The following is a 25,043-nucleotide window of genomic DNA, read 5'->3' as shown; positions in this document are numbered from 1 at the left end:
AAATGTGTGAATTTGTAGTATTTTTTTATATAATTCATTTCTTATCTTTCATGAATTGCATTTTTTATGTAATATATATACATAAGAAGATGTAGCGATTATCGAGAATAAAGAACTTCTTGTATAGACTAGGAGTGAATGGGAATGGATTTTGCAACAATTATTGGACTTGTTTTAGGATTTTTAGCAGTGGTAGTAGGGATGGTCGTCAAGGGCGCTGACGTAACATCCTTATTAAATCCTGCCGCAGCATTAATTATTTTTATCGGTACATTTGCTGCAGTATGTATTGCATTTCCGATGAATCAACTAAAAAGGGTTCCAAAACTATTTAAAGTTCTTTTTGGTTCAAATAAAAAGGATTTAAGTTATGAACAGTTGCTAGAATTATTTGTTCATTGGACATCTGAAAGTAGAAAATACGGTATTTTGTCTTTAGAGCAACAATTAGACAAAATTCAAGATGAATTTCTTTTGCGCGGTATGAAATTTGTGATTGATGGCGTATCCGCAGAAGATTTAGAGCAGATTTTGGAATCTGAATTAGAGGCAATTGAAGAAAGACATGCAAAGGGAGCTGCTATTTTTTCACAAGCTGGTACGTATGCACCGACATTAGGAGTTTTAGGTGCTGTTATCGGTCTTGTAGCTGCGCTTGGTAACTTAACTGATATTGAAAAGTTAGGTCATGCTATTTCGGGTGCGTTTATTGCAACGATTTTTGGTATTTTTTCAGGTTATGTATTATGGCATCCATTTGCAAATAAGTTAAAGCAAAAATCTTCAGCTGAAATTGAGAAAAAACGTTTAATCATTGATTGTTTATTAATGTTACAAGAAGGTACATATCCGTTTATTATGAAGAACCGCATTTTAGGTGCACTTTCTGCAACTGAGCGTAAAAAGCTAGAAAAAGGAGCAGAAAAAAATGCGGAGTAAGAAAAATAGAAGAGGCAAAAAGAAAAAACATGATGAGCATATCGATGAAACGTGGTTAATTCCATATTCTGATATGTTAACGTTGTTATTTGCATTGTTTATCGTTTTATTCGCAATGAGTAGTATAGATGCTGCGAAGTTTAAACAGATGGCAGTTGCTTTTCGAAGTGAATTAGCTGGGGGAACAGGTAACAAAGAATTTTTAAGTGATCAAAAGCCAAATGAGGAAAAAGAATTATCAGCAAGTAGCCTTGAGGCAGAACAAGCAAAAAAACAAGAAGAAGCTAGAGCTAAAGAAAAAAAAGAGATGGATGAATTGAAAGCATTACAAAAAAAGATTGATCAATATATTAATGAAAAACAATTATCCTCTTCTTTTCAAACTAAATTAACTGAAAAGGGATTAATGGTGACAATATTAGAAAATATACTGTTTGATTCGGGGAAAGCAGATGTGAAATTAGAATCTTTAGGGATTGCGAAAGAGATGTCTAGCTTACTTGTTTCAGCGTCACCTCGTGAAATTACAGTATCGGGTCATACGGATAATGTCCCTATTGCCAATGCGCAGTTTGCGTCGAATTGGGAATTAAGTACGCAGCGGGCAGTTAATTTTATGCAAGTATTACTGCAAAATAAAGAATTACAACCAGAAAAATTTAGTGCGATTGGATACGGAGAATACCGTTCAATTGCTCCAAACGATACACAAGAAGGAAAGGCAAAGAATAGACGTGTGGAAGTGTTTATCTTGCCTTTAACAGAGAAAGTAAAATAAAGAGGATGGCGAATGCCATCCTCTTTTATTTTACTTCAAATGATTTTAAGTTGTCGCGACGGATTTTATCTTTTTCTGCATCTGATTTTTTGAAATCATAATCATATAAAGCGCCTTCCCAATCGCCATACATTGGATTCGGGAAAATAATGAATTTCTCACCAAATTGTGCTTTTGAATCTTCTACTGTTTGGTTACGATCTTTTACAGATTTTCCATCAAAACCTGTGAAATCAGATAAGTTATCACCGAAGAATAAGACAATATCATGAGTTTGAGAAACGAGTTCACGGCGTTTTTCTTTTCCTTTTTCTTTCGGATCTTGTAGTAATATATGTTCTTTCGTTGCTTGAGGAGCACCTACACGCTCAAGATTTTTAATTGTTGCATCTAGTTGGTTCGTTTTACGATTTGAGATGTAGTAAATATCTACACCTTTAGACTCTGTATATTTTAAGAAATCAATTGCGCCTGGAAGGGCTTCAGCCTCAGCTTTATTAATCCAATCATCCCATTTGTAAGGATAGCCTTTGCCTGTTTTTACGCTCATTGCTTGATGAGGACTGTTATCTAAAACAGTTTCGTCTAAATCAAGTACGATAGCAGGTTTTTTCTCTGTCCCTTTTGCAAGAACTGCATCAAGCTTTAATTGACCGATATTGTACCCTTGGTAGTAAAGTGCTTTCGTTTCGCCAGCTGTTTGATACCATAAATCAGCCATTAATTGCTGTTCTGTTAATTTTACTTTCTCTTCTTTCGCCACTGTTTTCTCTGGTGTTCCTGAACATGCTACAAGTGATGTAGATAGAACCGCTACAGATAATAGAGTGGTAATGCCCCTCTTCATCTTCATATGTACCCTCCTTGATGTTAGAAAATCATTTTATATTATATATTAAAATATAATATTTTTATATGAACATTTGCATATTGTCTTTTGTATATATAGTAGTATGTCCTATATTAGAAAGATGAGTAAAATAATAATAGTTATTTTGACAAGTTTTATTGTCGGAATGACAATTATAATTGACAAAAAGAGTTTTGTTATTTACAATTTTAACTAAATAGAACAAATGATGGATTAATGACGGTGTTTACATATAAGAGGATGAAGTGTAGTGCTATATTTTTTCTTGAATAAACATAGTCTTTGAAAGAGAGTACGAATGATACTAAAGGGGAGGCTTTATACTTTGAGTTTACAAATTCAAAACTTAACGAAACAATTTGGGGAATCAAAAGCAGTTAACGGTTTGCAAATTTCGTTACCAAAAGGTGAAGTACTAGGATTACTTGGACGAAATGGTGCAGGGAAAACAACAACAATCAAAATGCTTCTCGGATTATTAACGCCTAATGAAGGTACGATTACGTGGGATGGAAAAGCATTTGGGGATAGTGGCGTAACAATTGGGTATTTACCAGAAGAAAGAGGTTTATATACAAAAAGTAGAGTAATAGATCAGCTGCGATATTTTGGTAGATTAGAAGGAATGTCGAAGAAAGAAGTAGATCACGCTATTGATCATTGGTTAGAGCGTTTAGCGATACCAGAATATAAATTTAAAACGGCTGGAGAGCTTTCAAAAGGGAATCAGCAAAAAATCCAATTAATTGCTGCTCTTCTTCATAATCCGGAACTTCTCATTTTAGATGAACCATTCAGCGGCCTTGATCCAGTTAATGCCGGGATGTTAGCTAGTATTATTGAAGAACAAGTACAGAGCGGAAAGACGATTATTTTATCAAGTCATCGTATGGAACAAGTAGAGGCTTTTTGCCAACATGTATGTATTTTGAAAAAAGGTGAAGCAGTCGTCAAAGGACAGCTAAGTGATATTAAGAAAGAATACGGTTTCCGTAATTTAACGATTGAAGATACAGTAGAGAATGAAAAGGGATTAGAGGCTATACATGTATCGTATGAAAAACAACAAGGCCTTCTTTATGTGAAAGTACAAGACGATGCGGAAGCTCTCAAGATTTTGCAACAGTTGCAAGAACAAGGTGTTAGCTTACGACAATTCAAAATGTTAGAGCCGACGTTAAATGAAATCTTTGTAGAGAGGGCGAAATAACGATGCGTAAATTTTCTCACGTATTTTCATTTTATTTTAGGGAAGCATTTTTATCTAAAAAATCATTAATTACGAGTGCCATTTTATTTTTAGTTGTGTTTGGGATTTTTGCATTTAATCATTTTACTTCAGGCGATGATAAAAATAAGGATAAAGATAAAATTGCAGTTGTAGTAGAGAGTTCCACATATAAAGTACAAAAAGATGAGCTAAATAAGCTATTGCCATCAGCAAAAATAACACTTGGTTCAAAGGATGATTTTGATAAACTGCATAAGCAAGTAGAAGAAGGCGATTTAGATGGTCTATTCCATGTGACGGAAAAGGGTGGGGCTCCATCGATTACATATATGTATAATGGATTTCCAAGCCAAGCAACTTCTGCAATTATGGCAGGATATTTAAAGCAACAATATACGATGGTGACAATTGCCAAAAATAATGTTTCACCAGAAATTGCACAGCAATTACAAACAGAAATTCAAGTAAAGCAAGAAGCGATAAAAGATCGTACATCTTCTTTCGGAATTGCCTATTTCTTTACATTTGCTTTATATATGTTTATTGTAGCGTTCGGAAATACAATCGCAATGAATATCGCATCTGAGAAGGCGTCACGTGTAATGGAAGTAATGCTTCCGAAAGTGAAACCTCTTACGATGATGTATGCGAAAATTTTAGCGGTTGTTTCAACGGCTTTATTGCAACTTGTCATATTGGCGTGTGGTTATCTTATTCCATATTTGTTAGGTTGGGTCGATTTAGAAAGTGCCTCACTATTTGGTATTCCAATTGACTTTACGAAATTAGATGCAAAGGTTGTAAGCATGTTTCTTGTTTATTTCATTACGGGATATTTACTTTATGCAATGATGTATGCTGCTGCTGGAGCTGTCGTGTCTAAGACGGAGGATTTACAAGCTGTATCTTTCCCGGTAATGATTTTAATTATGGCTGCATTCTTCATTAGTATTAAATCATTAAGTGATCCGAATAGTACTATCGTTGTTGTAAGTTCTTACGTTCCATTTTTTACACCGATGGTTACCTTCTCGCGTATTGTAGCTGGTGAAGCAGGTATGCTAGAAATTACGATAACATTAGCAGTCTTATTGGCGACAATTGCGATATTAAATGCTGTTACAAGCCGCATTTACGTAAATGGCGTAATGAATTACTCAGATAAAGTGAAATTTAAAGATTTAGCGAAATTTATAAAGCGTCAATAATGAGAGAAAAGCATGATTTCCTATTGAAATCATGCTTTTTCTTTATGTATAAATTAAAAATAGTATATAATAATAAGAGTCGTCTTTTAATAGAATGAATAAAAAGGAGGGTGTGCAGATGGGGATTAGTAGTCGTTTTACAGTAGGTGTTCATATGCTGACATTACTTGCGATAGATCGAAACTCTCGCTGTACCTCTGAATGGATTGCCGGTAGTGTGAATACAAATCCAGTTGTGATTCGTCGCATTACAGGAATGTTGAAGAGAGCAGGACTTGTTGATGTACAAGCTGGTAAAGGTGGTACGACACTTGCTCGAGATTTAGAAGAAATTACATTACTTGATGTATATAAAGCAGTGGAAGTTGTAGAAGAAGGACAGCTATTTTCCTTCCATGAAAATCCCAACATTGAATGTCCAGTAGGAGCTAATATTCAATCAGTATTAGAAATTATTTTAATGCAAGCGCAAGAAGCGATGGAAAACGTGCTTGCAAATGTAACGGTAGATCAATTAGTTACAAATTTAAAGTCTAAAATGAAAGAATAAAAAAGCGAGCTTCCTCATAATGAGGGCTCGCTTTTTTTTATTCAGAAATATTGAAAATTTTATTTTTCAGTATTTAAAATGAATTTACCTACGATAGCTGCGAAGATACCACCAAGAATTGGTGCTACGATGAATACCCATAGTTGAGAAAGTGCTTCTCCACCAACAAATAAAGCTGGTGCGATACTACGAGCTGGGTTAACAGATGTTCCAGTTAACGGAATTCCTAATAAGTGGATTAAAACTAATGTGAAACCAATTACTAGTCCAGCTAAAGAAGAACTTCCTTTTTTACCTGTTACAGCGACAATAACTAAAATAAATACGAAAGTTAAAATGAACTCAACTAAAAATGCTCCAGATAAACCAAGAGTTCCGAAACCATTTTGTCCTAAATTATCTAAAGGTGTTTTAGCAGATTTTAAAATTGTTACTAACGTTGCAGTTCCTAATAAACCACCTAAAATTTGAGCTAATACATAATAACAAAGTTCCATAGCGTCCATTCGTTTGTTGATGAACATAGCTACTGATACTGCTGGGTTAATGTGACATCCAGAAATTGTTCCGATGCTATATGCCATAGCTACAATAGATAAGCCGAAAGCCATAGCGATTCCTAATGTTCCAATTCCTTCGATTCCGCCGCCAGTGACAGCTACTCCAGTTCCGAATAATACAAGTACAAAGGTACCAATAAATTCAGCGATTGCTTTTTTTAACATAATTTACCTCCTATTAATGCGCATGAAACGTATTATAACATACGTTTTAGTATAAACAGCCAATGAAATACTATTCTGATAAGGCGAAATAGGGGGACAATAAAAAAGAGTATGGTTCATCTCTATAGAACCATACTCTTTTTTTATGCTGATTTTTTCTGTTTAACGGCTGGAATAGATCGGTTTAAAATACTATTTGCAACCATTCCTAACATAATAATAATCATTCCAAGTAGGGAAAGCCCGCCAGGAAACGAACCATTCAAGAAAACAATTTCTCCAAGTACGGTAAAGACCATCGTTCCAGCTTGTGTTGCTTCAACAGCTCCAAGTAAAGCCAGGTTATCTTTTGCTAAGTCAGTAGCAAAGAAAAATGTCATCGTTGCAATAACGCCGGAACATAATGCTAACAAAAATCCTTGAAGCATTTGGCTAGATGTTGGAATACCCGTAGTAGAAAATCCATATACACCAAGCAAAATTGTTATAGGAAGACTTCCAATTGCCATTCCTAATACACGTTGGAACGTATCAAGGCGTCCGCCAACAAGCTCCATCATTTTTCGGTTACCGAACGGATATAAGAAAGCGGCTAATACGACAGGTAAAAAACCTGAAATGAACTGAGTCATTGTAATATGGCCTGCGGCAGTTGCTTGCATACAAATTACACCAAGTAAAATAAATAAAGCAACATATAAGCTACGAAGTGGAATTTTTCCACGTACAAGTTTCGTACCTGATTTTGTTTCTATTTTCACAAAAAATAGTGGTGATAGTAGTAAACCAGCTAAAATCGTAACTTGCCAAGTTCCAGCAACGAGCCAAGCTGGAGAAAAGACAGCTGCGAAACTTAATAAAGAATAAAAACCAATACCGGCAACAGAACCCCATCCGATCCATGCCAATGGATGTTTTTTTAACTCTTTCCATAATCCCCTAAAGTTTTTGCGAAATAAAACGATAAGGAATAAAATAGGGAGAGCAAATAAAAAACGGAAGGAAGCTGTCCAAGCCCAGCTCGTTCCAGATATATTCATTGCTCTATTAATAATAAAGGTTGCAGAAAAAAAGGCCGATGATAAAAGACCTAATAAAATTGCGCGCATGAAGTATAGCACTCCTTTCGGAAATAAATAATTATGTATAGTATGATATACTTTAATTGAATAAAAGTAAACTATTTTATACTTTAAGGTGGTTTTATATATGAAAGAAAATGAAGATATGCAAACGAAAGAAGTCATTCAACAAGTTGGACAGTTATTGAGACAAATTCGAAATGAACAGAAATTAAGTTTAGAAGAATTAGCTCATAAAACAGGAGTTAGTAAATTAACATTAGGAAAGATCGAAAGAGGGGAAACAAATCCGACGCTAGCTGTCATTTGGAAAATAACGAAAGGGTTATCAATTCCTTTATCTAGATTAATGGTTTTTGGAGAACCAGTAGCCGTTGCGCGCTGTGGAGAAGGATTTGCAGTAGATGTAGGACAAGCATGGCATTTAGAAACGATGTTCCGTTATACGAAAGAAACAGGGATGGAAATGCACCGTGCTTGTTTACGATCAAATAGTATATATGAACCAGAAGCTCATCATGAAGGTGCGATTGAGCTTGTAACGGTAATGAAAGGGAAAGTGTCTATTCAAGTGGAGAATGATGTATATGAATTAAATGAGTTTGATTCCATTCAATTTGAAGCGAATAAGAAGCATATTTATAAAAATGAAGAAAAAGAAGTGGCGGTATTACATTTAACGATGAAATATTCTTCATGAAAAAATCCCCTATAGAAAAATCTATAGGGGATTTTGTATACACTATGCTCAAATATATGAAAGAATGTTATTAGTAAGAGCGTGGCATAAGTAATAAACAAATAAAATAAACTAAAAACCCCGTCCCAAAACATAAAACTGCAATGACCCAAAGTATGCGAATGAGAGTAGAGCTAATATCAAAATATTCTCCTAAACCACCGCATATACCAAATAGCATTTTATCAGTTTCGGATTTACATAATCTTTTTGACATCTTCCAATACACTCCTTTTTATAGCAAACTCTATACTTCTATTCTATATGGAAATCTATGAGGAGACTATGAGGTTGTATGACATTTTTTTAGGGAACAGTCATATTAATTGTCTTAATTTTCAGTTGATATTAAAATTATAGTAAGAGGTAACTTTTAATAAAGGGTGGGGAAATAGAGATGACGGTATATTGGTTGACTAATGTAACGCTTGAATCGGGGTATACATATGAAGAGGGGAGAATTTCAAAAACAGAAACAGAGTTATGTAGTTTACTTATTGAAGAGGGACGAATTAAAAAAATTATAGCAGGGACTGTTCAAGAGGAAGGGGTACTCATTCTTGATGCTAATCGTTTATTAATTTTGCCCGCTTTCGAAGAGATGCATATTCACATTGATAAGACATATTATAGTGGTCCTTGGAAAGCTTGTATGCCAGCAGAAAGTATTTTTACACGTTTTAATGAAGAAGAAAAAATTTTACCAAAGCAATTAGCAACTGCCCAAAATAGAGCGGAAAATATGCTAGAGTTACTACTGCAAAATGGTGCAACGAATATTAGAACGCATTGTAATGTTGATCCAATTATTGGGCTTGGTAATTTGGAGGCGACGTTAGGGGCATTAGAAACATATAAAAATCGAGTGTCTAGTAGAATTGTTGCGTTTCCGCAACATGGATTATTGCGCAGTAATTCTGTGCAACTCGTGAAAGATGCGATGCGTATGGGGGCTCATCTAGTCGGAGGTGTAGATCCAGCTACAGTGGATAATGACATTGAAAAATCATTACATACAATTATGGATATCGCAGTAGAATTTAATGCGAATGTTGATATTCATTTGCACGATGCGAATAATCTTGGAAGCTTTACGATGAAGAGATTGGCAAGTTTAACAGAAGAAGCAGGATGGCAAGGTCGTGTAACAATTAGTCATGCACTTGGACTTGGTGGTGTTACTGATAAAGAGGCTGAAGAAGTGGCAGAGAGACTCGCAAATGTAAATATTGATATTACTTCAACGGTACCAATTGGTAAACAAGTAATCCCAATTCCGTTATTAGATAAAAAAGGTGTTAAGGTTTCATTAGGAAATGATAGTATTACAGATCATTGGTCACCGTTTGGAACAGGTGATATGCTTCAAAAGGCGAATCGATTAGCAGAGCGTTTTGGGTGGAGTGACGAAAGGTCTTTAGGAAAAGCACTTCGCTTTATTACAGGAGGAAAAGAAACGTTAAATAATGAAGGGAAGCGAGTATGGCCGAATGTAGGGGATGAAGCGAGTTTTGTTTTGACAAATGCGACATGCGCTGCTGAAGCAGTAGCGCGTCAAACAGAAAAACGTTTAGTTGTGTATAAAGGAAATATTGTTGTTGGAAGTTTAAATGAGGTGGAATTAAATAATCTTGTGTAGAAGAATCGTTTAAATATTTTGAGGGGGGTTCTAATGGTAAGTCTAGAACTCTTCTTTTTTATTCTTACAATATATTTTTTATAGGAAAGCTAGAAGGGATGAAAATTTTGGACAATCAACATAACCAAAATCATATTATGGGAACTTTGCAATGGTTTATATTTTTATTAGCAAATTCAATCGCACTACCAATTGTCGTTGGCGGATTATTTCATCTTACGACGGAAGAAATATTTTATTTAATGCAGCGTACGTTTTTTGTAGTTGGTATATCTTCTTTTTTACAAGGCTGGCTTGGGCATAGACTGCCAATTGCGGATGGGCCGGCTGGATCTTGGGTTGGTGTATTTACCGTACTTGCTTACGCAACGGCCGGACAGGATCAATTACATAGTACACTGCAAATTTTAGAATTAGGAATGATAATCTCCGGTGTTATTTTAATAGGATTAGGAGTAACTGGTTTTATAGGACGTATTTTATTTTTATTTACGCCGCTTGTGACAGGGACGTTTTTACTTTTATTATGTTTACAATTAAGTGGTGTATTTTTAAAAGGAATGTTAGGAATTACAGCTACTATTTCTCAAATCGACGGATTTACAGCAATGATCGCGTTTAGTATATTTTTGTTCGTTATTATACTATCTAATTTCGGAAAAGGCTTTGTCAAAAGTTATGCAGTTTTAATAGGATTAATTAGTGGGTGGATTATTTTTCTTATTGCAGGAAAAGTGACAATCCCATCTCAAGTAACTCATTTTGTGCAACTTCCACATATATTTGCTTGGGGACTTCCAAAATGGAATACAGGTATGGCTGTATCAAGTTTCGTTATGGTATGTATTTTAGTTTCGAATACGGTGGCAGCTATTATAGCAATTAATCAAGCAACTATTCATAAAGCGACTATTGAACAAAAACAGTTGAAAGATGGAACATGGGTTGGGGGGATTTCACATATCATCTCTTCTGTATTTTCAACTGTAGGTGTCGTTCCGTTACCAGCAACGGCAGGATTTATACGTTTAACAAAACAAAAGTATATACGATCGTTCTTAATGGCATGTGCGTTACTAGTCGTAATGTCTCTTTTTCCAAGTATTATTCGTTACTTAGCATCTTTACCATCTGCTGTCGCATCGGCTGTTTTAATGGCTTCGTTCGTACAGTTAATTGGAATTGGATTTAATAATATAAAACAAGTGCCGATGAGTGAAAGGAATGTAACGATTTTAGGCGTTGCAGTATTATTTGGCAGCGGCGTTATGTTTTTACCGTCTGGAGCACTCCAATCCTTGCCGTCTGTTATGCAATATATATTCGGTAATGGTTTATTTGTAGGTACAGTTGTAAGTATATTGCTAGAACAAATATGGCGCGTTGGAAAGTAAGTGGATAAAAAGAGTGTACGCACTGTATAAAAGTCTAAAATAACATAGGAAATAAAGCCCATTTTCATTCACCACCTGCACATTTCGTTCATACAATATCTTGACTAAATAAACACCCAACTTACACATACACAGCTCTGGCTTAAGCAAGGAGGGTTATACCAGTTGAAGGAAAAAGCGTATCAATCTAAACCTTTACTCACAAAGAGAGAAAGAGAAGTATTTGAATTACTGGTTCAAGATAAAACAACGAAGGAAATTGCAGGTGAACTTTTTATAAGTGAAAAGACAGTTCGCAACCACATCTCAAACGCAATGCAAAAGCTAGGGGTTAAAGGACGTTCACAAGCAGTTGTGGAGCTTCTTCGTATGGGAGAGCTCGAACTATAAGAAAGCAGCCGACTTTTATACAAAGAGTCGGCTATTTTTTTGTTTGCTTCACTTGCTATATGAATGATAAGAACACTCCATACATAAATAGGTAATAAGGAGGGGATATGTTGAAAAGGATACTGTTAGTTTCAACAAGTGCTCATGATATGAATGGACACCCGACTGGTTTGTGGCTTGAAGAGCTCGCAGCTCCTTATCATGTATTTAAAAAGGCTAAGTTTGATGTTGATATTGTGTCAATAAAAGGCGGGAGAGTACCTATAGATAGAGTGTCTATTCCGAATGGTATACCTCGCGAATTCAAGCATGTAGCTTCTTTATTACAAAATACGAGGCCGATTTCAAATGTTCATTTCTCGGATTATGATGCGGTTTTATTTGGTGGTGGGCACGGGGCGATTGTAGATTTTCCAGGCAATCCATATGTAGCAAATTTGATTGAGAACATGTATAACAATAACCGGATTGTAGCGGCTGTTTGTCACGGAGTAAGCTCCTTAGTCGGTGTGAAAAATAAGGATAGCTCGTTTTTTGTTGCCGGTAAGCGTATAACAGGTTATACAAACGATGAAGAAAAAGCTGTACATTTAGAAAAGCGCGTTCCGTTTTTGTTAGAAAGTAAGTTGAAAGAAGAAGGAGCTTTGTTTTATGTAGCCCCCAATTTTACGCCGCATGTAGTAGTAGATGGTCATTTAATTACAGGACAAAATCCACAGTCTAGCGTGGAAATAGGTAAGGCGATAAAAAGGGCTGTAAATAAATTATCGTCATTTTAATTTCTGCTCATTTCTTCTTATTAATGGGAATGTCTTTTTTCCGAAAAAAGAAGGAGCAATAAATACGCGCTTTATATAGAAGAAACCGACTTTCATATAGAAGGTCGGTTATTTTTCTGTCTTGCAAATTATGAAAAAAAGGAGCAAAATAAAAAAGTCCTAGTCTATACAGGTACAAATGAAAATTTTCATACAGAAGCAGTTTAAGTGAGCGAACTTAAAGTGTGTAAAATATAATGATAAACATAAAAGATGATGAATGAGAAAACGGGTGATGAAGTTGAATAGAGCAATCGGTGTTATCGATTCAGGAGTTGGCGGTTTAACAGTAGCGAAGGAATTAATTCGTCAGTTGCCGAAAGAGCGTATCATATATTTAGGAGATACAGCACGTTGTCCTTATGGTCCACGTTCTCGAGAAGAAGTGCGTCAATTTACGTGGGAAATGACGGAGCATTTACTAGATTTAAATATTAAAATGTTAGTTATTGCGTGTAATACAGCAACTGCAGTTGTATTAGAAGAGATGCAAAAACAATTACCAATTCCAGTAGTAGGAGTTATTCACCCAGGATCACGTACAGCTTTAAAAGTGACAAACACGTATCACGTTGGGATTATTGGAACGATTGGAACGGTGAAAAGTGGTGCATACGAAGAGGCGTTAAAGTCTATTAATAACCGTGTTATGGTAGAAAGTTTAGCTTGTCCACCGTTCGTTGAACTTGTAGAGAGTGGGAATTTCGAAAGTGAAATGGCGTATGAAGTTGTAAGAGAAACGCTGCAACCACTGAAAAGTACCGATATTGATACACTTATATTAGGGTGTACACACTATCCAATTTTAGGACCTGTTATTAAAAAAGTAATGGGAAATAAAGTACAACTAATTAGTTCTGGTGATGAAACAGCACGTGAAGTAAGTACAATCTTATATCATAGTAAAATGTTGAATGAAGGAGAAGAACAAAGCGATCATCTCTTCTTAACAACGGGAAAAATAGGCTTGTTTAAAGAAATTGCATCAAAATGGTTCGGTCAACCGATTGAAAATGTGAAGCATATTCATTTAGAAAAAGAATAATAGTAGAATTCATATAGGTGAGCTCCTGAGAAATCAGGAGTTTTTTGTTTTATCTTGCTATTTGCTGGGCAGTTAGACCCTCCACTGATTAAAGTTTCACTTTATAAGAGGCACAGCTTGTTCTAAAATGTGAAACGGCTCGTATACATAATAGTACAAACTTAGATTTTAGGGGGGAATGGCATGCCTAAATCCACTTTTAAATGGGTTGTTGGTGCTACTGTGAGCGCTGTTTTACTAACAGGGTGTGGCTTTATAAATCAGGAGAAAGCAACTGAACAAATTGATCCGCCAAAACAAGTTACGTATACAGAGGGTGGGAAGAAAGAAGTAGCTAAAAAAGATAAGCAAGGGCAAATGGTAAATAGAGAACTATACCTTGTTGATAAAAATGGTTATGTTGTACCACAAACGTTAGCTATACCTACTCCGAAAGCAAATGAGACTGTGAAGCAAACGTTAGAATACCTTGTGAAAGATGGACCGGTAACGAATTTATTACCGAATGGGTTTCGTGCAGTCATTCCGGCGAATACAACGATGACTTTAGATTTGAAAAAGGACGGGACGGCAGTTATTGATTTCTCTAAAGAAATGAAAAACTATGCGAAAGAAGAAGAGCGTCAAATCATTGAATCTATAGCGTGGACGTTGACGCAATTTACAGAGATAAAACAAGTGCAGTTCCAAATAAATGGTGAGAAATTGGCGAAGATGCCGGTTGCTGGTACACCGCTTGGTGAAGGAGTGAGCCGTGCAAATGGTATTAACTTCGATGATGAACAAGTAGCAGATGTAACGAATACAAAACCAGTCACACTATATTTCATGGCGCAAAATAATAATAAACAGCAATACTACGTACCAGTCACACGCCGCGTTGCGGAAGGAAAAGAAAATGATTATGCAGCAATTATAGATGAACTTGTAAAAGGTCCGATTCATCAATCGCTCCTGAATGATTTTAATCCAGGCGTTAAGCTTATTACGAATCCGAAATTACAAGACGGAAATCTTACATTAAACTTTAATGAAAATATATTTGTAAACCCAGATAAAAATATGATCTCAAATTACGTATTGAAGTCGTTAGTTTTATCTTTAACAGAAAAGAAAGGTGTGAAAAATATTTCTATTGAAGTGAATGGAAAAGCAAATCTTATAGATGAAAAGGGCGGAAAGTTAATAAAACCTGTAGATCGTCCAGAAAACGTGAATACAGGTAGTTTTTAATCTTGAATAATTTGATATACTTAAGTAAGAAAGGAGAATTGCTTTTTGGGTTCTCCTTCTTTTATTGTATACATATCATACATTTAAATTTGGCTATACTAACGAGTAGTAATTAAGAGGAGGTTATTTTTATGCGAGTAGATGGTAGAGAGAAAACAGAATTACGCCATATACATATTCATACGAATTATTTAAAACATCCAGAGGGATCTGTATTAATTGAAGTTGGGGATACAAAGGTGATTTGCTCAGCAACAATTGAAGAGCGTGTACCACCGTTTATGCGTGGAGAAGGAAAAGGATGGGTAACAGCTGAATACGCGATGATTCCGCGTGCAACAGAACAACGTACAATTAGGGAGTCAAGCAAAGGGAAAGTAACAGGACGTACAATGGAAATTCAACGTCTAATTGGACGAGCATTACGTGCGGTAGTTGATTTAGAAGCGCTTGGCGAGAGAACAGTTTGGATTGACTGTGATGTTATCCAAGCAGATGGTGGAACGAGAACAGCGTCTATTACAGGTGCATATGTAGCGATGGTATTAGCTTTCGAGAAATTATTACAAGCAGAAAAAGTATCTAAAATTCCAGTAAAAGATTATTTAGCAGCAACGTCAGTAGGAATTGTTGAAGAGCAAGGTGTTGTTTTAGATTTAAACTATGCAGAAGATTCTAAAGCAGACGTTGATATGAACGTAATTATGACTGGAAAAGGCCAATTTGTTGAAGTGCAAGGAACTGGAGAAGAAGCGACGTTTAGTAGAGCGCAGTTAAATGAACTACTTGATGCTGCGGAAAAAGGCATTTTCCAACTGATTGATATGCAAAAAGAAGCTTTAGGTGACATCGTATCTCATATAGAGTAGAGGTGGAAAGTATGAAACAAGTTGTTGTAGCGACAAAAAATATGGGAAAAGTACGTGAGTTTGCTGAGTTATTTGAGCGATTTGATTTAGAAGTGAAATCATTACACGATTTTCCTCATATTGAAGAAGTCGAAGAAACTGGTGAAACATTTGAAGAAAATGCGATCTTAAAAGCGGATAGTTTGAGTAGACAGTTGAATTCTATCGTAATTGCGGATGATTCGGGTCTTATTGTAGATGCTTTAAATGGAAAACCAGGAGTGTATTCAGCGCGTTTTGCTGGTGAACCGAAAAATGACCAAGCAAATATCGATAAAGTGTTACAAGAATTAAATGACGTTGACTTTGAAAAGCGTAAAGCTCGTTTTTATTGTGCATTAGCAGTTGCTTTCCCTGAAGGTGATAAAAAGCCTGTCATTGTAAATGGGACATGTGAAGGATTTATCTTAGAACAACGCCGCGGAGAAAATGGCTTTGGATACGATCCGATTTTTTATGTGGAAGAATACAAAAAAGCAATGGCGGAATTAAGTTCAGATGAAAAAAATGCTATTAGCCACCGTGGCCGTGCTCTTCGTAAGTTAGAAGAAAAAATCCCGGAATGGTTTTTAGGAGAATAAGGGAGAGAGAATGATGAAAGCTTTAATTGTAAGCGATAGTCATAGCTCTGTGAAGGAATTACAGCAGTTGAAAGAGAAATATGAAGGGAAAGTAGATATCATGATTCATTGCGGTGATTCAGAGCTAACGCCTGCTCATGAAGAACTGCAAGGTTTCCATGTTGTAAAAGGAAACTGTGATTATGCTAACTTTCAAGATGAAATTGTAACTGATGTAGATGGAATTCGCTTCTTAGTTGTGCATGGACATCGCCATAATGTGAAAATGACATTACAAACGCTAGCGTACCATGCTGAAGAAGTGGGAGCGCAAGTTGCATGCTTCGGACATTCTCACGTATTAGGTGCGGAATTAATCGAGGGCGTTTTATTTATTAATCCAGGCAGTATTTTATTACCACGTCAGCGTGTAGAAAAGACATTTGCTTTATTAGAAATGGATGAAAATCAAATGGAAGTTCGTTTTGAAACGTTAGACGGACAACTAGTTGAACAAGCAGTTTTTAAAAGAGGATAAGAAAATTTATCCTCTTTTAAAAAAGGTGTTGACTTTATGTGTGGTTATACATATAATAAATATTGTCGATAGGGCAACGGCGCTAACGAAGAAAAGAAAATAACATATGCGGGTGTAGTTTAGTGGTAAAACAAGAGCCTTCCAAGCTCTGGTCGAGAGTTCGATTCTCTTCACCCGCTCCATGTCCCAGTAGCTCAGCCGGATAGAGCATACGCCTTCTAAGCGTACGGTCGGGAGTTCGAATCTCTCCTGGGACGCTAAAAAAACCTTGTTATCTTTTGATAACAAGGTTTTTTGTTTGTCTACAAATTGATGTATGTGCAAGAAGTGTAAAATATAACGCAATATATGATAATTATTATTTATTATGGATGGAAGTACATTAAGAAAAGAGCGCCATTTATGCGCCCTATTCCTCTTATTTAATTTAAAGAATCAATAGGTTTATGATGGAACTCAAATCCATATCCAGATTCTCCTAATTGTTCACTTACAATATTATAAAACTTTTTCCCGTAAAAACTAGGTTCATTCTGCGAATACACTTGTATAATGAAATGTGTTCTTCCTATTGTACTTGGAACTTTTTCGTAGATTTCATCACTTTCAATGAATCCTAAATATGTATTGATTTTGTCTTGCAAAAGTAAAATGTGTTCATCGTCAAGTTCTTCGCTTTTATTCCACTCTAAAGCATCAAAGATTGTTAAGTATACATTATCTTTATTATCCTCATCTATTAAAACTAAATCGACTTGATCCGTATCATGTAATGCCATATAAAAGCCTCCTTATTCTTCTTTTCTTATTACATTTATTTTCGTTGGTGGGATCTCTTCTAAATGTTCAAATGGTGGTTTGTTCCTACTTTTAACTATTGCACCTGATTCTGCAATTTCAGGGAAGGCTTTTTTCTGATTTTTAGTAAGAGGTGCAGTAGGTGAAGATTTTAACTCTACTAAGTCAATCTTGCCATTTGCGTCCTTGCCTCCTATATCTATACGAGTGTGTACGCCCGATTTTGTTTGTACGGTTATTTGTTCATTCAATTCAGATTTAGGTTTTTGTTGTTTTATAACCTCGAACATTTTTGTTTCGTATTCTTTACCAGCTAAGCTATTAGCTTTTAAAGTTTTCCGTTGTTTTTCTAGTGTGGCTGCTGCATCTATTGCATTGGAAACTTTTTTTGTGCCTTTGACTACTTTTATTCCCTTACCAACAGGCGTAAGCCCCGCAAAAACCATGACACCAGCACCAGTGCGTTCCCAACATGAAAGTTTTTCGCCAGTATCGGGATCAACACCTTCTATAACACGTCGTACATCGTATTCTCCCGATAACTCGCCCACTAGGTCTCTAGTAACTTTCTCTAAACTTTCACCATCTTTTTTCGAAGAAGATGCACCAGGTGATGTGTTGTTATTTTCTGAAGAAGGAGTATTAGCTATAATCTCACTTTCAACTAGATTGCCGTCGTACTCAGCATCTGCCGTGCGGAATTTTTCCGCAACTCTTTCTAATTCGGTAGCTATTTTATCGAATTCCGTTAAAACTGTGAACATTTTTGGTTTAGCTTCGTTAAACATTTGATAGAAATGTTGGCTAGTTGCTCCTGCCCAGTTTGCGGCAATATGTTCTGTTTGATTGTATAAACCATTATGTATTTGTTCTAAGGTGTACCGTACGTTCTTTACCGTCTTGGCTACTTGCTCTAGACGTTCAGGTGTTACTTTTATTTGTACCATCCCTGCTTCTCCTATAATATTTTCACAAGAAAATTATACCATATCTATACATTAGCCAATGTATGTTAAACAAGCCATGAAAGAATCGCTTATATATTGTAGATAATAGGTGGGCCGGAAGTTCGGATCTCTCTTGGGACGCTAAAAATTGATGTTTTGGTGTAAGAGATGGGGGTAGGAATAAAATAGCATAATTAATACGAGTGAAAGATTATCACAAGAAGTGATTACTTATAAGTTTCGCGTCTAGTTTGGGTTATAATTGTAGCTCATGCTTAATATCTGTAACCGTTCCTTCGATATTAAGCAGTTGTATATGTAATTCTTTTTCTTAAATAAAAGGAGCGCCGTTTATGCGCCCTGTTCCTCATAGTATTTAATTTAAAGAATCAATAGGCTTATGATGGAACTCAAATCCATATCCGTATTATCCTAATTTTTTACTTAGAATGTTCTAAAACTTTTTACCATTCTAGTAAGATTGAGCATCGATTGTCGGAACTTATCCCCGGCAGTGTGTTACAATTAATAGAAGCGGAAAACGAGAATCTCCAATTGACTGGACCTGTGATTGGTTAGAGGGTTTAAGAAGGTCGTATAAAAAAGGGAGATGGCGCAAAGATGGCGAGATCAAATGAGAATGATTTAACGGAGAAATTGGCAGAAGGTCACCGGAAATATGGTGATGGCAATTTTACAGTACAGAATATCGGTGATGAAACTAACCCGAATTGGACTGTCGTAAAAAATGTGAGGAAGGGATCGGCAGGCATTCGCGAAGGAGAAGATATATTAAGACTGCGATCCAAATATATAAAATAGTACGGAAATGGGCGGAGCGGGAGTTCGAATCTCTCCTGGGACGCTAAGAAAACCTTGTTATCTTTTGATAACAAGGTTTTTTGTGTATTTTAAATTAGTTGTTAATAAACTTGTCAAAGACAAAACCATAATCTTTCACATTATATTGTTTCTTCGTATCAACAAGCCAGTTAAAGGCAATCTCGTTCATTTCTTTAAATTGCTCTGCTAGGTTTACTTGTGCGTTTGAAATACGGCTAAAGGCATTAGATGCCATATCTAAACTTTTATGTGCATATTGTAATGTAATATCGTTGTCGTATGAAATTTCTTCGATTTTAAGTAAAGCCTTATATAAATCTTTTAATTCTTCAATATGTTTTTTATGAACATCAATTGAGTAATGTTCATCGCCCATTTGAAACTTAATTTCTACATCTAAATCAATCGTTCCTGCAGTTTCAAGTGCTACGTTTTTAATTTGATATTTGCTATAACTAAAGCGGCGTAGTGTACGTTTTTTACTTGTTGCGCTTGTACCGTCTAAGTGAATTAACCCTTTGTTTGTGAAGCAATATTCATCTGATTTGGATTTAATTAGAAAGTAAATTTTCTCCCCATCTTCATGCATCACATAATCATCAGCATCGACCTTATCATAGTCTTTAGGTGTAATGACAGAACCTACATCGCTTAGTCCTAATACATCTGCCGCCATTTTTTTAAACATATATAATCCCCCTTGTAAATTAAATTCTTAATTGTACAAAAATATATTAACACGATTTTCACCAGTTGTTTTCTTGTAATACGAAAATATCTGAAAGTAAGTTAAGAAAAGTAACGAATAATTATTTTGATTCTAAATTATTTAGTAAATCTATTAGTTTAAGAGTCGATTCGTCCAAAAATAACTAAAAGAAACAAGTTGATTTTACAAGTGATTATAGAGAAATTCCGTGAAAGCACCTCAAGCGATATGAGGTGTTTTTCAATCTCTTTTTGAAATCTTACAATTCTGTAAGGTAACTGTAAGGTAGTTCGATGGTAAGAAATTGCTAATCTTTTATAATGAAGATAACAACGATAAAACGAGGAGGAAGAAATGATGAAAGGATTAGTTGTAACGGGCTTAACGGTTGCTTTTGGATTTGTAGCGTATGAGAAATTAACGTATGTAGTTGATGTTGTGAAACATTTGATCGCTTAGAGAAAACAGCCATGAGAGGGAAAGGGAATGAGTGAATGAATGGAATGGTTATTTGGAATTATAGGTACTTGTAGTGTAGTGTTATTGTTCTTTGTCCCAAGTGGTATACTTAGTTCGACAACAAGTTTGTTCTTCTTAAGTTTGTTTGCTTGTACGATGCTTATTATTATGTTTTTAATGAAGCGAAGTAAACCAATCTTCTATTTTAGCATGATTGTTATGGCAATTATTGTTCTCCAAATTATTACCCTTGTAATATACCCCACAATTATAAAAACTTTCCATTAATGATGAATCCTCTGCGCTTGTTGCTGGGGATTTTTATTTGTACAATTTTAATTTTTAGTAGAAATTTATTCGTATTGGAATGTAAAAATTAAATATTTTCATATTTCAAACAAATAGTTTAGGGATGTTGTGTTCTCATTACGCATTTGATATATTTACTTTGAACATAATTAAAATCAAGAAAAAGAGGCGGACGTATGGATAAAAAAGAAAATACGGTCGTATTGTTTCCACAACTATCAGAGCGCTATATTGATGAAGGTTTTTTAGCGCTGAAAGAGCGGGAATTCGAAGATGCATTGCGTTGCTTTGAAATACTACGTCAGTATAATGCGGAAACGGAACAAACGGAATTAGCTTCAGTTATTTGTTTACTTGAATTAAAACGTATGGAAGAAGCGAAAGACAAATGTGAACAGTTGCTTAAAACAGGAGTTGTCTTATTTGGTGATATTCTTGAAACGTACGTAACTATTTTAGTTCAAACAAATGATTATGAAGGTGTTATTGAAACTGTTGAAAAGGTTTTACAAACGAAAGATATAATGCCTGATCAAAAGGAAAAATTAGCGCAGCTTGCTTTATTTGCAGAAGGTATGCTAAATGAGGGAGACGCATCGCTAGTGGATTCAAATTTTGAATTGGATGAGTTTACTAATGAAATTTTTGGAGAAAACTTTGGACAGAAGCTAAGAGCGATTCAGCGACTTTCGTTAAAAGACTTAGATCTTGCATTACCTGTTTTAAAGAAATTTTTAATAGACGAAGAGCAGCACCCCTATTTGAAAACTTCTATTTTGTATAAAATGATAGAAAGTCAGGTAGAAGAAGAAATAGAGGTAGAAAAGTTTGGAAATACGATTAAGGTGATTCCAGCATTTACAGGTCATAATGAGGAGCAATCCAATAACATTATACATAAATTATCAAGCCGATTAGAGCAAAATTATCCCGATATATTTGAAGCAATGATTACATATTGGAAAGAGTTGCAAATTAGCGTTTTCCCATTCGCTCTATTAATGGATAAAGAAGAGATTTGGTCAGCTGTTTTAGAGAGAATTGGAAGAAAGCGTTTCGGATTGGCTATAGATGAAGAAGAGCTTATGGCAGCATATAATATCGAATTGGAAGAGTTTCATATTGCCTATCAATGGTTATTACGTGTTGAAAGAGAAGGATATTTGCCCGTATAATTATGAAAAAGAATCGTTCAGTTCTTGAAACGAGCATATTCTATGTTATAATGTAAGGGTTGCAAAAGGCAGAAATCTGCCTGTTTGTAAGAGAAGAGAAGTGTAATTCTCTTACTTAATATGTTTCATATTATTCTCGAACAAAATATACCGTAGTTGTCTTCTGGGCAATTAGTAGATTGGAACATTATATCTGAAAGCTTTTGCTAGAGGATTATTTGTGTATTTGTTATTTCAAAAAAGAGATAATGAAGATCTTAATCTATAGAGGTATGTGCATACATTATTATAGTTGGAGGGAAAGAATAAATGTCTACAAAATGGGAAAAATTAGAAGGTAACGTTGGCGTTTTAACAATCGAAGTTGATGCTAAAGAAGTAAACAACTCTATCGACGCTGCGTTCAAAAAAGTAGTAAAAACAATTAACGTACCAGGTTTCCGTAAAGGAAAAATGCCTCGTCCATTATTTGAACAACGCTTTGGTATTGAATCTTTATACCAAGATGCTTTAGATATCATTTTACCAAAAGCATACGGTGAAGCGATCGAAGAAGCTGGTATCTTCCCAGTTGATCATCCTGAAATCGACATCGAGAAGTTCGAAAAAAATGCTAACCTTATCTTCACTGCAAAAGTTACAGTGAAACCTGAAGTTAAATTAGGTGAATACAAAGGTTTAGCAGTAGAAAAAGTTGAAACAACTGTAACTGACGAAGATGTAGAGAACGAATTAAAATCTTTACAAGAGCGTCAAGCAGAACTAGTTGTTAAAGAAGAAGGAACTGTTGAAAACGGTGATACAGCTGTAATCGACTTCGAAGGTTTCGTTGATGGCGAAGCATTTGAAGGCGGAAAAGGCGAAAACTACTCTCTAGCAATCGGTTCTGGTACATTCATCCCAGGTTTCGAAGAGCAAGTAATCGGTCTTAAATCTGGTGAGTCTAAAGACGTTGAAGTATCATTCCCAGAAGAGTACCATGCTGCTGAATTAGCTGGCAAACCAGCAACATTCAAAGTAACAATTCACGAAATCAAAACAAAAGAACTTCCTGAGTTAAACGACGAGTTCGCTAAAGAAGCAGACGAAGCGGTTGCAACTCTTGATGAATTAAAAGCAAAACTTCGCACAAACTTAGAAGAAGGCAAAAAGCACGAAGCTGAGCACAAAGTACGTGACGAAGTAGTAGAATTAGCTGCTGCTAACGCTGAAATCGAAATTCCAGAAGCTATGATCAACACTGAGTTAGATCGTATGGTTCGTGAATTCGAGCAACGTTTAAGCCAACAAGGTATGAACCTTGAGCTTTACTACCAATTCACAGGTACTGACGCTGACAAATTAAAAGAGCAAATGAAAGAAGATGCACAAAAACGTGTAAGAATCAATCTTGTTCTTGAAGCTATCATTGAAGCTGAAAACATCGAAGTTACTGAAGAAGAAGTAACTGCAGAAGTTGAAAAAATGGCTGAAATGTACGGTATGCCAGTAGACGCTATCAAGCAAGCTCTTGGAAGCGTAGACGCTTTAGCTGAAGATCTTAAAGTGCGTAAAGCTGTAGACTTCTTAGTAGAAAACGCTGCATAATAAAATAACAAGGCACGATTTTAATCGTGCCTTGTTTTATAAATATAGAAATATATTTATAAAACTTTTCGATGGAGAAGGAAAAGTTCCTTTACAAGTCGAATATACATATTTCAAAAGTTTTAAAATTTTTTTATTTGTACATAACTAGTCATATTATTTGTATTTCTCGCCACGTAGTGACATAATATGTATTTACATACGATACATTTATCGTGTACATACGAAGGCAAGAGGTTAGCACTTTGTAAGGGGTGTGAAAATATGTTTAAATTTAATGATGAAAAAGGGCAATTAAAATGTTCTTTCTGTGGTAAAACACAAACGCAAGTTCGAAAGTTAGTGGCAGGTCCAGGTGTTTACATTTGTGACGAGTGTATCGAACTTTGTACTGAAATTGTACAAGAGGAGCTTGCGAAGGACGAAGAAGTAGAATTCAAAGATGTACCGAAACCGGTAGAAATTCGTGAAATCTTAGATGAGTATGTCATCGGGCAAGATAGCGCGAAAAAAGCACTAGCGGTAGCGGTATATAACCATTACAAACGCATTAATTCTAACAGCAAAATTGATGATGTAGAATTAGCGAAGAGTAATATCGCACTTATCGGGCCAACAGGTAGTGGTAAAACATTACTGGCACAAACGTTAGCGCGTATTTTAAATGTTCCATTTGCAATCGCGGACGCAACATCTTTAACAGAAGCTGGATATGTTGGGGAAGATGTAGAAAATATCTTACTAAAATTAATTCAAGCAGCTGATTATGATGTAGAGAAAGCGGAAAAAGGAATCATTTATATTGATGAGATTGATAAAGTGGCACGTAAGTCCGAAAATCCATCAATTACACGTGATGTATCTGGTGAAGGTGTGCAGCAGGCACTTCTGAAAATTTTAGAAGGTACTGTAGCAAGCGTTCCACCTCAAGGTGGTCGTAAGCATCCGCACCAAGAGTTTATTCAAATTGATACAACGAACATCTTATTCATTTGTGGTGGAGCGTTTGATGGCATTGAGCCGATTATTAAACGTCGCCTTGGTGAGAAGGTAATTGGATTTGGTTCTGAGAAGAAAAATGCTGATGTAAATGAGAAGCATGTTTTATCTCACGTATTACCAGAGGATCTTTTAAGATTTGGTTTAATTCCAGAGTTTATCGGTCGTCTTCCAGTTATTGCGAACCTAGAGCCACTTGATGAAGATGCTCTTGTTGATATTTTAACGAAACCGAAAAATGCACTTGTTAAGCAATTCCAAAAACTATTGGAGCTTGACGATGTTGAGTTAGAGTTTGAAGAAGGTGCACTAATCGAAATTGCGAAAAAAGCAATTGAACGTAAAACGGGTGCTCGTGGACTTCGTTCTATTATTGAAGGCTTAATGCTTGATGTAATGTTCGAACTTCCATCTCGTAAAGATATCGAGAAGTGTATTCTTACAAAAGAAACAGTAGCTGATAATGAACCGCCAAAATTGGTGTTACAAGACGGTACTGTACTTGATACAAAAACATCTGCATAATGCGAAAGGGAAACAGCAATTTTTATAATTGCTGTTTTTCTTTA

27 protein-coding genes and 2 tRNA genes are annotated in these 25,043 nt (G+C 35.6%); 22 read left to right on the top strand and 7 right to left on the bottom strand.

Annotated elements, in window-relative coordinates; all coding sequences use genetic code 11:
• Positions 1-144 precede the first annotated feature (144 nt).
• The gene (gene motA, locus ACTJJY_RS06105) at positions 145-939 is read left to right on the top strand and encodes a flagellar motor stator protein MotA (RefSeq protein WP_106823963.1); all 795 of its coding nucleotides are present in this window, start codon (positions 145-147) and stop codon (positions 937-939) included.
• Positions 929-1,717, top strand: coding sequence for a flagellar motor protein MotB (motB, locus tag ACTJJY_RS06100; RefSeq protein WP_001256741.1), 789 nt, complete (start codon positions 929-931; stop codon positions 1,715-1,717). The genes motA and motB overlap by 11 nt, the downstream gene beginning before the upstream one ends.
• Positions 1,718-1,742: 25 nt before the next feature.
• Here motB and ACTJJY_RS06095 read toward each other — a convergent pair whose 3' ends face one another.
• The gene (locus ACTJJY_RS06095; RefSeq protein WP_000782771.1) at positions 1,743-2,570 is read right to left on the bottom strand and encodes a 5'-nucleotidase, lipoprotein e(P4) family; all 828 of its coding nucleotides are present in this window, start codon (positions 2,568-2,570) and stop codon (positions 1,743-1,745) included.
• A gap of 343 nt (positions 2,571-2,913) precedes the next feature.
• Here ACTJJY_RS06095 and ACTJJY_RS06090 point away from each other — a divergent pair, with 343 nt between their 5' ends.
• The 3 genes from ACTJJY_RS06090 (at position 2,914) to ACTJJY_RS06080 (ending at position 5,577) form a co-directional block, all read left to right on the top strand.
• Complete coding sequence (locus tag ACTJJY_RS06090; RefSeq protein WP_065229401.1) at positions 2,914-3,798, top strand: ABC transporter ATP-binding protein; 885 nt, start codon at positions 2,914-2,916, stop codon at positions 3,796-3,798.
• 2 nt (positions 3,799-3,800) lie between these two features.
• Positions 3,801-5,027 (top strand): ABC transporter permease, encoded by a 1,227-nt coding sequence (locus ACTJJY_RS06085; protein ID WP_001224987.1) that lies wholly within the window; start codon positions 3,801-3,803, stop codon positions 5,025-5,027.
• 118 nt (positions 5,028-5,145) lie between these two features.
• Positions 5,146-5,577: an Rrf2 family transcriptional regulator gene (locus ACTJJY_RS06080; RefSeq protein WP_000512998.1), complete on the top strand. Its 432-nt coding sequence runs from the start codon at positions 5,146-5,148 to the stop codon at positions 5,575-5,577.
• A gap of 59 nt (positions 5,578-5,636) precedes the next feature.
• Here ACTJJY_RS06080 and ACTJJY_RS06075 read toward each other — a convergent pair whose 3' ends face one another.
• Both ACTJJY_RS06075 and ACTJJY_RS06070 read right to left on the bottom strand, forming a co-directional pair.
• On the bottom strand, positions 5,637-6,302 hold the full coding sequence (locus ACTJJY_RS06075; protein WP_440605192.1) for an aquaporin: 666 nt from the start codon (positions 6,300-6,302) through the stop codon (positions 5,637-5,639).
• Between the two features lie 143 nt (positions 6,303-6,445).
• Complete coding sequence (locus tag ACTJJY_RS06070) at positions 6,446-7,411, bottom strand: DMT family transporter (RefSeq protein WP_440605191.1); 966 nt, start codon at positions 7,409-7,411, stop codon at positions 6,446-6,448.
• A gap of 100 nt (positions 7,412-7,511) precedes the next feature.
• Here ACTJJY_RS06070 and ACTJJY_RS06065 point away from each other — a divergent pair, with 100 nt between their 5' ends.
• Complete coding sequence (locus ACTJJY_RS06065; protein ID WP_440605190.1) at positions 7,512-8,084, top strand: helix-turn-helix domain-containing protein; 573 nt, start codon at positions 7,512-7,514, stop codon at positions 8,082-8,084.
• Between the two features lie 70 nt (positions 8,085-8,154).
• Here ACTJJY_RS06065 and ACTJJY_RS06060 read toward each other — a convergent pair whose 3' ends face one another.
• Positions 8,155-8,340 (bottom strand): PspC domain-containing protein, encoded by a 186-nt coding sequence (locus tag ACTJJY_RS06060; protein WP_000044337.1) that lies wholly within the window; start codon positions 8,338-8,340, stop codon positions 8,155-8,157.
• A 180-nt stretch (positions 8,341-8,520) separates the two neighbouring features.
• Between ACTJJY_RS06060 and ACTJJY_RS06055 the strand changes: the two genes are divergently transcribed.
• The 11 genes from ACTJJY_RS06055 to ACTJJY_RS06005 all read left to right on the top strand — a co-directional run bounded on the left by ACTJJY_RS06055 (position 8,521) and on the right by ACTJJY_RS06005 (position 16,905).
• On the top strand, positions 8,521-9,762 hold the full coding sequence (locus ACTJJY_RS06055) for an amidohydrolase family protein (protein WP_440605189.1): 1,242 nt from the start codon (positions 8,521-8,523) through the stop codon (positions 9,760-9,762).
• A gap of 98 nt (positions 9,763-9,860) precedes the next feature.
• The gene (locus tag ACTJJY_RS06050; protein WP_053563595.1) at positions 9,861-11,156 is read left to right on the top strand and encodes a purine/pyrimidine permease; all 1,296 of its coding nucleotides are present in this window, start codon (positions 9,861-9,863) and stop codon (positions 11,154-11,156) included.
• A 165-nt stretch (positions 11,157-11,321) separates the two neighbouring features.
• Positions 11,322-11,546: a spore germination transcription factor GerE gene (gene gerE / locus ACTJJY_RS06045; protein WP_000659484.1), complete on the top strand. Its 225-nt coding sequence runs from the start codon at positions 11,322-11,324 to the stop codon at positions 11,544-11,546.
• A gap of 107 nt (positions 11,547-11,653) precedes the next feature.
• Positions 11,654-12,325: a type 1 glutamine amidotransferase domain-containing protein gene (locus ACTJJY_RS06040; RefSeq protein WP_440605188.1), complete on the top strand. Its 672-nt coding sequence runs from the start codon at positions 11,654-11,656 to the stop codon at positions 12,323-12,325.
• A 274-nt stretch (positions 12,326-12,599) separates the two neighbouring features.
• Positions 12,600-13,409: a glutamate racemase gene (gene racE / locus ACTJJY_RS06035; protein ID WP_016512279.1), complete on the top strand. Its 810-nt coding sequence runs from the start codon at positions 12,600-12,602 to the stop codon at positions 13,407-13,409.
• Positions 13,410-13,592: 183 nt separating this feature from the next.
• Positions 13,593-14,642, top strand: coding sequence for a spore germination protein GerM (gene gerM / locus ACTJJY_RS06030; RefSeq protein WP_001126743.1), 1,050 nt, complete (start codon positions 13,593-13,595; stop codon positions 14,640-14,642).
• 131 nt (positions 14,643-14,773) lie between these two features.
• Positions 14,774-15,511, top strand: coding sequence for a ribonuclease PH (gene rph, locus ACTJJY_RS06025; protein ID WP_001261763.1), 738 nt, complete (start codon positions 14,774-14,776; stop codon positions 15,509-15,511).
• Positions 15,512-15,522: 11 nt separating this feature from the next.
• Positions 15,523-16,131 carry an XTP/dITP diphosphatase gene (locus ACTJJY_RS06020; RefSeq protein ID WP_440605187.1) on the top strand — a complete coding sequence of 203 codons (609 nt, stop codon included), beginning with the start codon at positions 15,523-15,525 and terminating at the stop codon, positions 16,129-16,131.
• A gap of 13 nt (positions 16,132-16,144) precedes the next feature.
• The gene (locus tag ACTJJY_RS06015; protein ID WP_000645488.1) at positions 16,145-16,648 is read left to right on the top strand and encodes a metallophosphoesterase; all 504 of its coding nucleotides are present in this window, start codon (positions 16,145-16,147) and stop codon (positions 16,646-16,648) included.
• A gap of 108 nt (positions 16,649-16,756) precedes the next feature.
• Positions 16,757-16,830, top strand: a tRNA-Gly gene (locus tag ACTJJY_RS06010).
• Position 16,831: 1 nt separating this feature from the next.
• A tRNA-Arg gene (locus ACTJJY_RS06005) sits at positions 16,832-16,905 on the top strand.
• Positions 16,906-17,070: 165 nt separating this feature from the next.
• On the opposite strand, the gene ACTJJY_RS06000 is transcribed toward ACTJJY_RS06005, so the two are convergent.
• Both ACTJJY_RS06000 and ACTJJY_RS05995 read right to left on the bottom strand, forming a co-directional pair.
• Complete coding sequence (locus tag ACTJJY_RS06000; RefSeq protein WP_001173693.1) at positions 17,071-17,427, bottom strand: DUF6572 domain-containing protein; 357 nt, start codon at positions 17,425-17,427, stop codon at positions 17,071-17,073.
• A 12-nt stretch (positions 17,428-17,439) separates the two neighbouring features.
• Positions 17,440-18,393 carry a WXG100 family type VII secretion target gene (locus tag ACTJJY_RS05995; RefSeq protein ID WP_440605186.1) on the bottom strand — a complete coding sequence of 318 codons (954 nt, stop codon included), beginning with the start codon at positions 18,391-18,393 and terminating at the stop codon, positions 17,440-17,442.
• Positions 18,394-19,014: 621 nt separating this feature from the next.
• Here ACTJJY_RS05995 and ACTJJY_RS05990 point away from each other — a divergent pair.
• Entirely contained in the window at positions 19,015-19,215 is a 201-nt protein-coding gene (locus ACTJJY_RS05990; RefSeq protein WP_000124460.1) for a hypothetical protein, read from the top strand.
• A 94-nt stretch (positions 19,216-19,309) separates the two neighbouring features.
• Here ACTJJY_RS05990 and ACTJJY_RS05985 read toward each other — a convergent pair whose 3' ends face one another.
• Positions 19,310-19,924: a PH domain-containing protein gene (locus tag ACTJJY_RS05985; RefSeq protein ID WP_000473868.1), complete on the bottom strand. Its 615-nt coding sequence runs from the start codon at positions 19,922-19,924 to the stop codon at positions 19,310-19,312.
• A 519-nt stretch (positions 19,925-20,443) separates the two neighbouring features.
• Here ACTJJY_RS05985 and ACTJJY_RS05980 point away from each other — a divergent pair.
• The 4 genes from ACTJJY_RS05980 (at position 20,444) to clpX (ending at position 24,999) form a co-directional block, all read left to right on the top strand.
• Complete coding sequence (locus ACTJJY_RS05980) at positions 20,444-20,692, top strand: hypothetical protein (RefSeq protein ID WP_050844554.1); 249 nt, start codon at positions 20,444-20,446, stop codon at positions 20,690-20,692.
• Between the two features lie 197 nt (positions 20,693-20,889).
• On the top strand, positions 20,890-21,888 hold the full coding sequence (locus tag ACTJJY_RS05975; RefSeq protein WP_440605185.1) for a hypothetical protein: 999 nt from the start codon (positions 20,890-20,892) through the stop codon (positions 21,886-21,888).
• Between the two features lie 309 nt (positions 21,889-22,197).
• A complete protein-coding gene (gene tig / locus ACTJJY_RS05970) occupies positions 22,198-23,475 on the top strand; it encodes a trigger factor (protein WP_000105215.1) in 1,278 nt (425 codons plus the stop codon).
• A 264-nt stretch (positions 23,476-23,739) separates the two neighbouring features.
• Positions 23,740-24,999 carry an ATP-dependent protease ATP-binding subunit ClpX gene (clpX, locus tag ACTJJY_RS05965; RefSeq protein ID WP_000472289.1) on the top strand — a complete coding sequence of 420 codons (1,260 nt, stop codon included), beginning with the start codon at positions 23,740-23,742 and terminating at the stop codon, positions 24,997-24,999.
• Positions 25,000-25,043: the final 44 nt, after the last annotated feature.

Origin of the sequence: Bacillus sp. 22475 (assembly GCF_052044835.1) — a bacterium.
GTDB classification, from domain to species: Bacteria; Bacillota; Bacilli; order Bacillales; family Bacillaceae_G; genus Bacillus_A; species Bacillus_A cereus.
Note: the sequence above shows the minus strand (reverse complement) of the source record. Positions and strands in the feature narration are given on the sequence as shown.

Excerpts from the sequence above, each read along its gene's own strand:
- motA (WP_106823963.1), top strand. The coding sequence starts at position 145 with ATGGATTTTGCAACAATTATTGGACTTGTTTTAGGATTTTTAGCAGTG.
- motB (WP_001256741.1), top strand. The coding sequence starts at position 929 with ATGCGGAGTAAGAAAAATAGAAGAGGCAAAAAGAAAAAACATGATGAG.
- ACTJJY_RS06095 (WP_000782771.1), bottom strand. The coding sequence starts at position 2,570 with ATGAAGATGAAGAGGGGCATTACCACTCTATTATCTGTAGCGGTTCTA.
- ACTJJY_RS06085 (WP_001224987.1), top strand. The coding sequence starts at position 3,801 with ATGCGTAAATTTTCTCACGTATTTTCATTTTATTTTAGGGAAGCATTT.
- ACTJJY_RS06080 (WP_000512998.1), top strand. The coding sequence starts at position 5,146 with ATGGGGATTAGTAGTCGTTTTACAGTAGGTGTTCATATGCTGACATTA.
- ACTJJY_RS06075 (WP_440605192.1), bottom strand. The coding sequence starts at position 6,302 with ATGTTAAAAAAAGCAATCGCTGAATTTATTGGTACCTTTGTACTTGTA.
- ACTJJY_RS06070 (WP_440605191.1), bottom strand. The coding sequence starts at position 7,411 with ATGCGCGCAATTTTATTAGGTCTTTTATCATCGGCCTTTTTTTCTGCA.
- ACTJJY_RS06065 (WP_440605190.1), top strand. The coding sequence starts at position 7,512 with ATGAAAGAAAATGAAGATATGCAAACGAAAGAAGTCATTCAACAAGTT.
- ACTJJY_RS06060 (WP_000044337.1), bottom strand. The coding sequence starts at position 8,340 with ATGTCAAAAAGATTATGTAAATCCGAAACTGATAAAATGCTATTTGGT.
- ACTJJY_RS06055 (WP_440605189.1), top strand. The coding sequence starts at position 8,521 with ATGACGGTATATTGGTTGACTAATGTAACGCTTGAATCGGGGTATACA.
- ACTJJY_RS06050 (WP_053563595.1), top strand. The coding sequence starts at position 9,861 with ATGAAAATTTTGGACAATCAACATAACCAAAATCATATTATGGGAACT.
- ACTJJY_RS06040 (WP_440605188.1), top strand. The coding sequence starts at position 11,654 with ATGTTGAAAAGGATACTGTTAGTTTCAACAAGTGCTCATGATATGAAT.
- racE (WP_016512279.1), top strand. The coding sequence starts at position 12,600 with ATGAAGTTGAATAGAGCAATCGGTGTTATCGATTCAGGAGTTGGCGGT.
- gerM (WP_001126743.1), top strand. The coding sequence starts at position 13,593 with ATGCCTAAATCCACTTTTAAATGGGTTGTTGGTGCTACTGTGAGCGCT.
- rph (WP_001261763.1), top strand. The coding sequence starts at position 14,774 with ATGCGAGTAGATGGTAGAGAGAAAACAGAATTACGCCATATACATATT.
- ACTJJY_RS06020 (WP_440605187.1), top strand. The coding sequence starts at position 15,523 with ATGAAACAAGTTGTTGTAGCGACAAAAAATATGGGAAAAGTACGTGAG.
- ACTJJY_RS06015 (WP_000645488.1), top strand. The coding sequence starts at position 16,145 with ATGAAAGCTTTAATTGTAAGCGATAGTCATAGCTCTGTGAAGGAATTA.
- ACTJJY_RS06000 (WP_001173693.1), bottom strand. The coding sequence starts at position 17,427 with ATGGCATTACATGATACGGATCAAGTCGATTTAGTTTTAATAGATGAG.
- ACTJJY_RS05995 (WP_440605186.1), bottom strand. The coding sequence starts at position 18,393 with ATGGTACAAATAAAAGTAACACCTGAACGTCTAGAGCAAGTAGCCAAG.
- ACTJJY_RS05990 (WP_000124460.1), top strand. The coding sequence starts at position 19,015 with ATGGCGAGATCAAATGAGAATGATTTAACGGAGAAATTGGCAGAAGGT.
- ACTJJY_RS05985 (WP_000473868.1), bottom strand. The coding sequence starts at position 19,924 with ATGTTTAAAAAAATGGCGGCAGATGTATTAGGACTAAGCGATGTAGGT.
- ACTJJY_RS05980 (WP_050844554.1), top strand. The coding sequence starts at position 20,444 with ATGGAATGGTTATTTGGAATTATAGGTACTTGTAGTGTAGTGTTATTG.
- ACTJJY_RS05975 (WP_440605185.1), top strand. The coding sequence starts at position 20,890 with ATGGATAAAAAAGAAAATACGGTCGTATTGTTTCCACAACTATCAGAG.
- tig (WP_000105215.1), top strand. The coding sequence starts at position 22,198 with ATGTCTACAAAATGGGAAAAATTAGAAGGTAACGTTGGCGTTTTAACA.
- clpX (WP_000472289.1), top strand. The coding sequence starts at position 23,740 with ATGTTTAAATTTAATGATGAAAAAGGGCAATTAAAATGTTCTTTCTGT.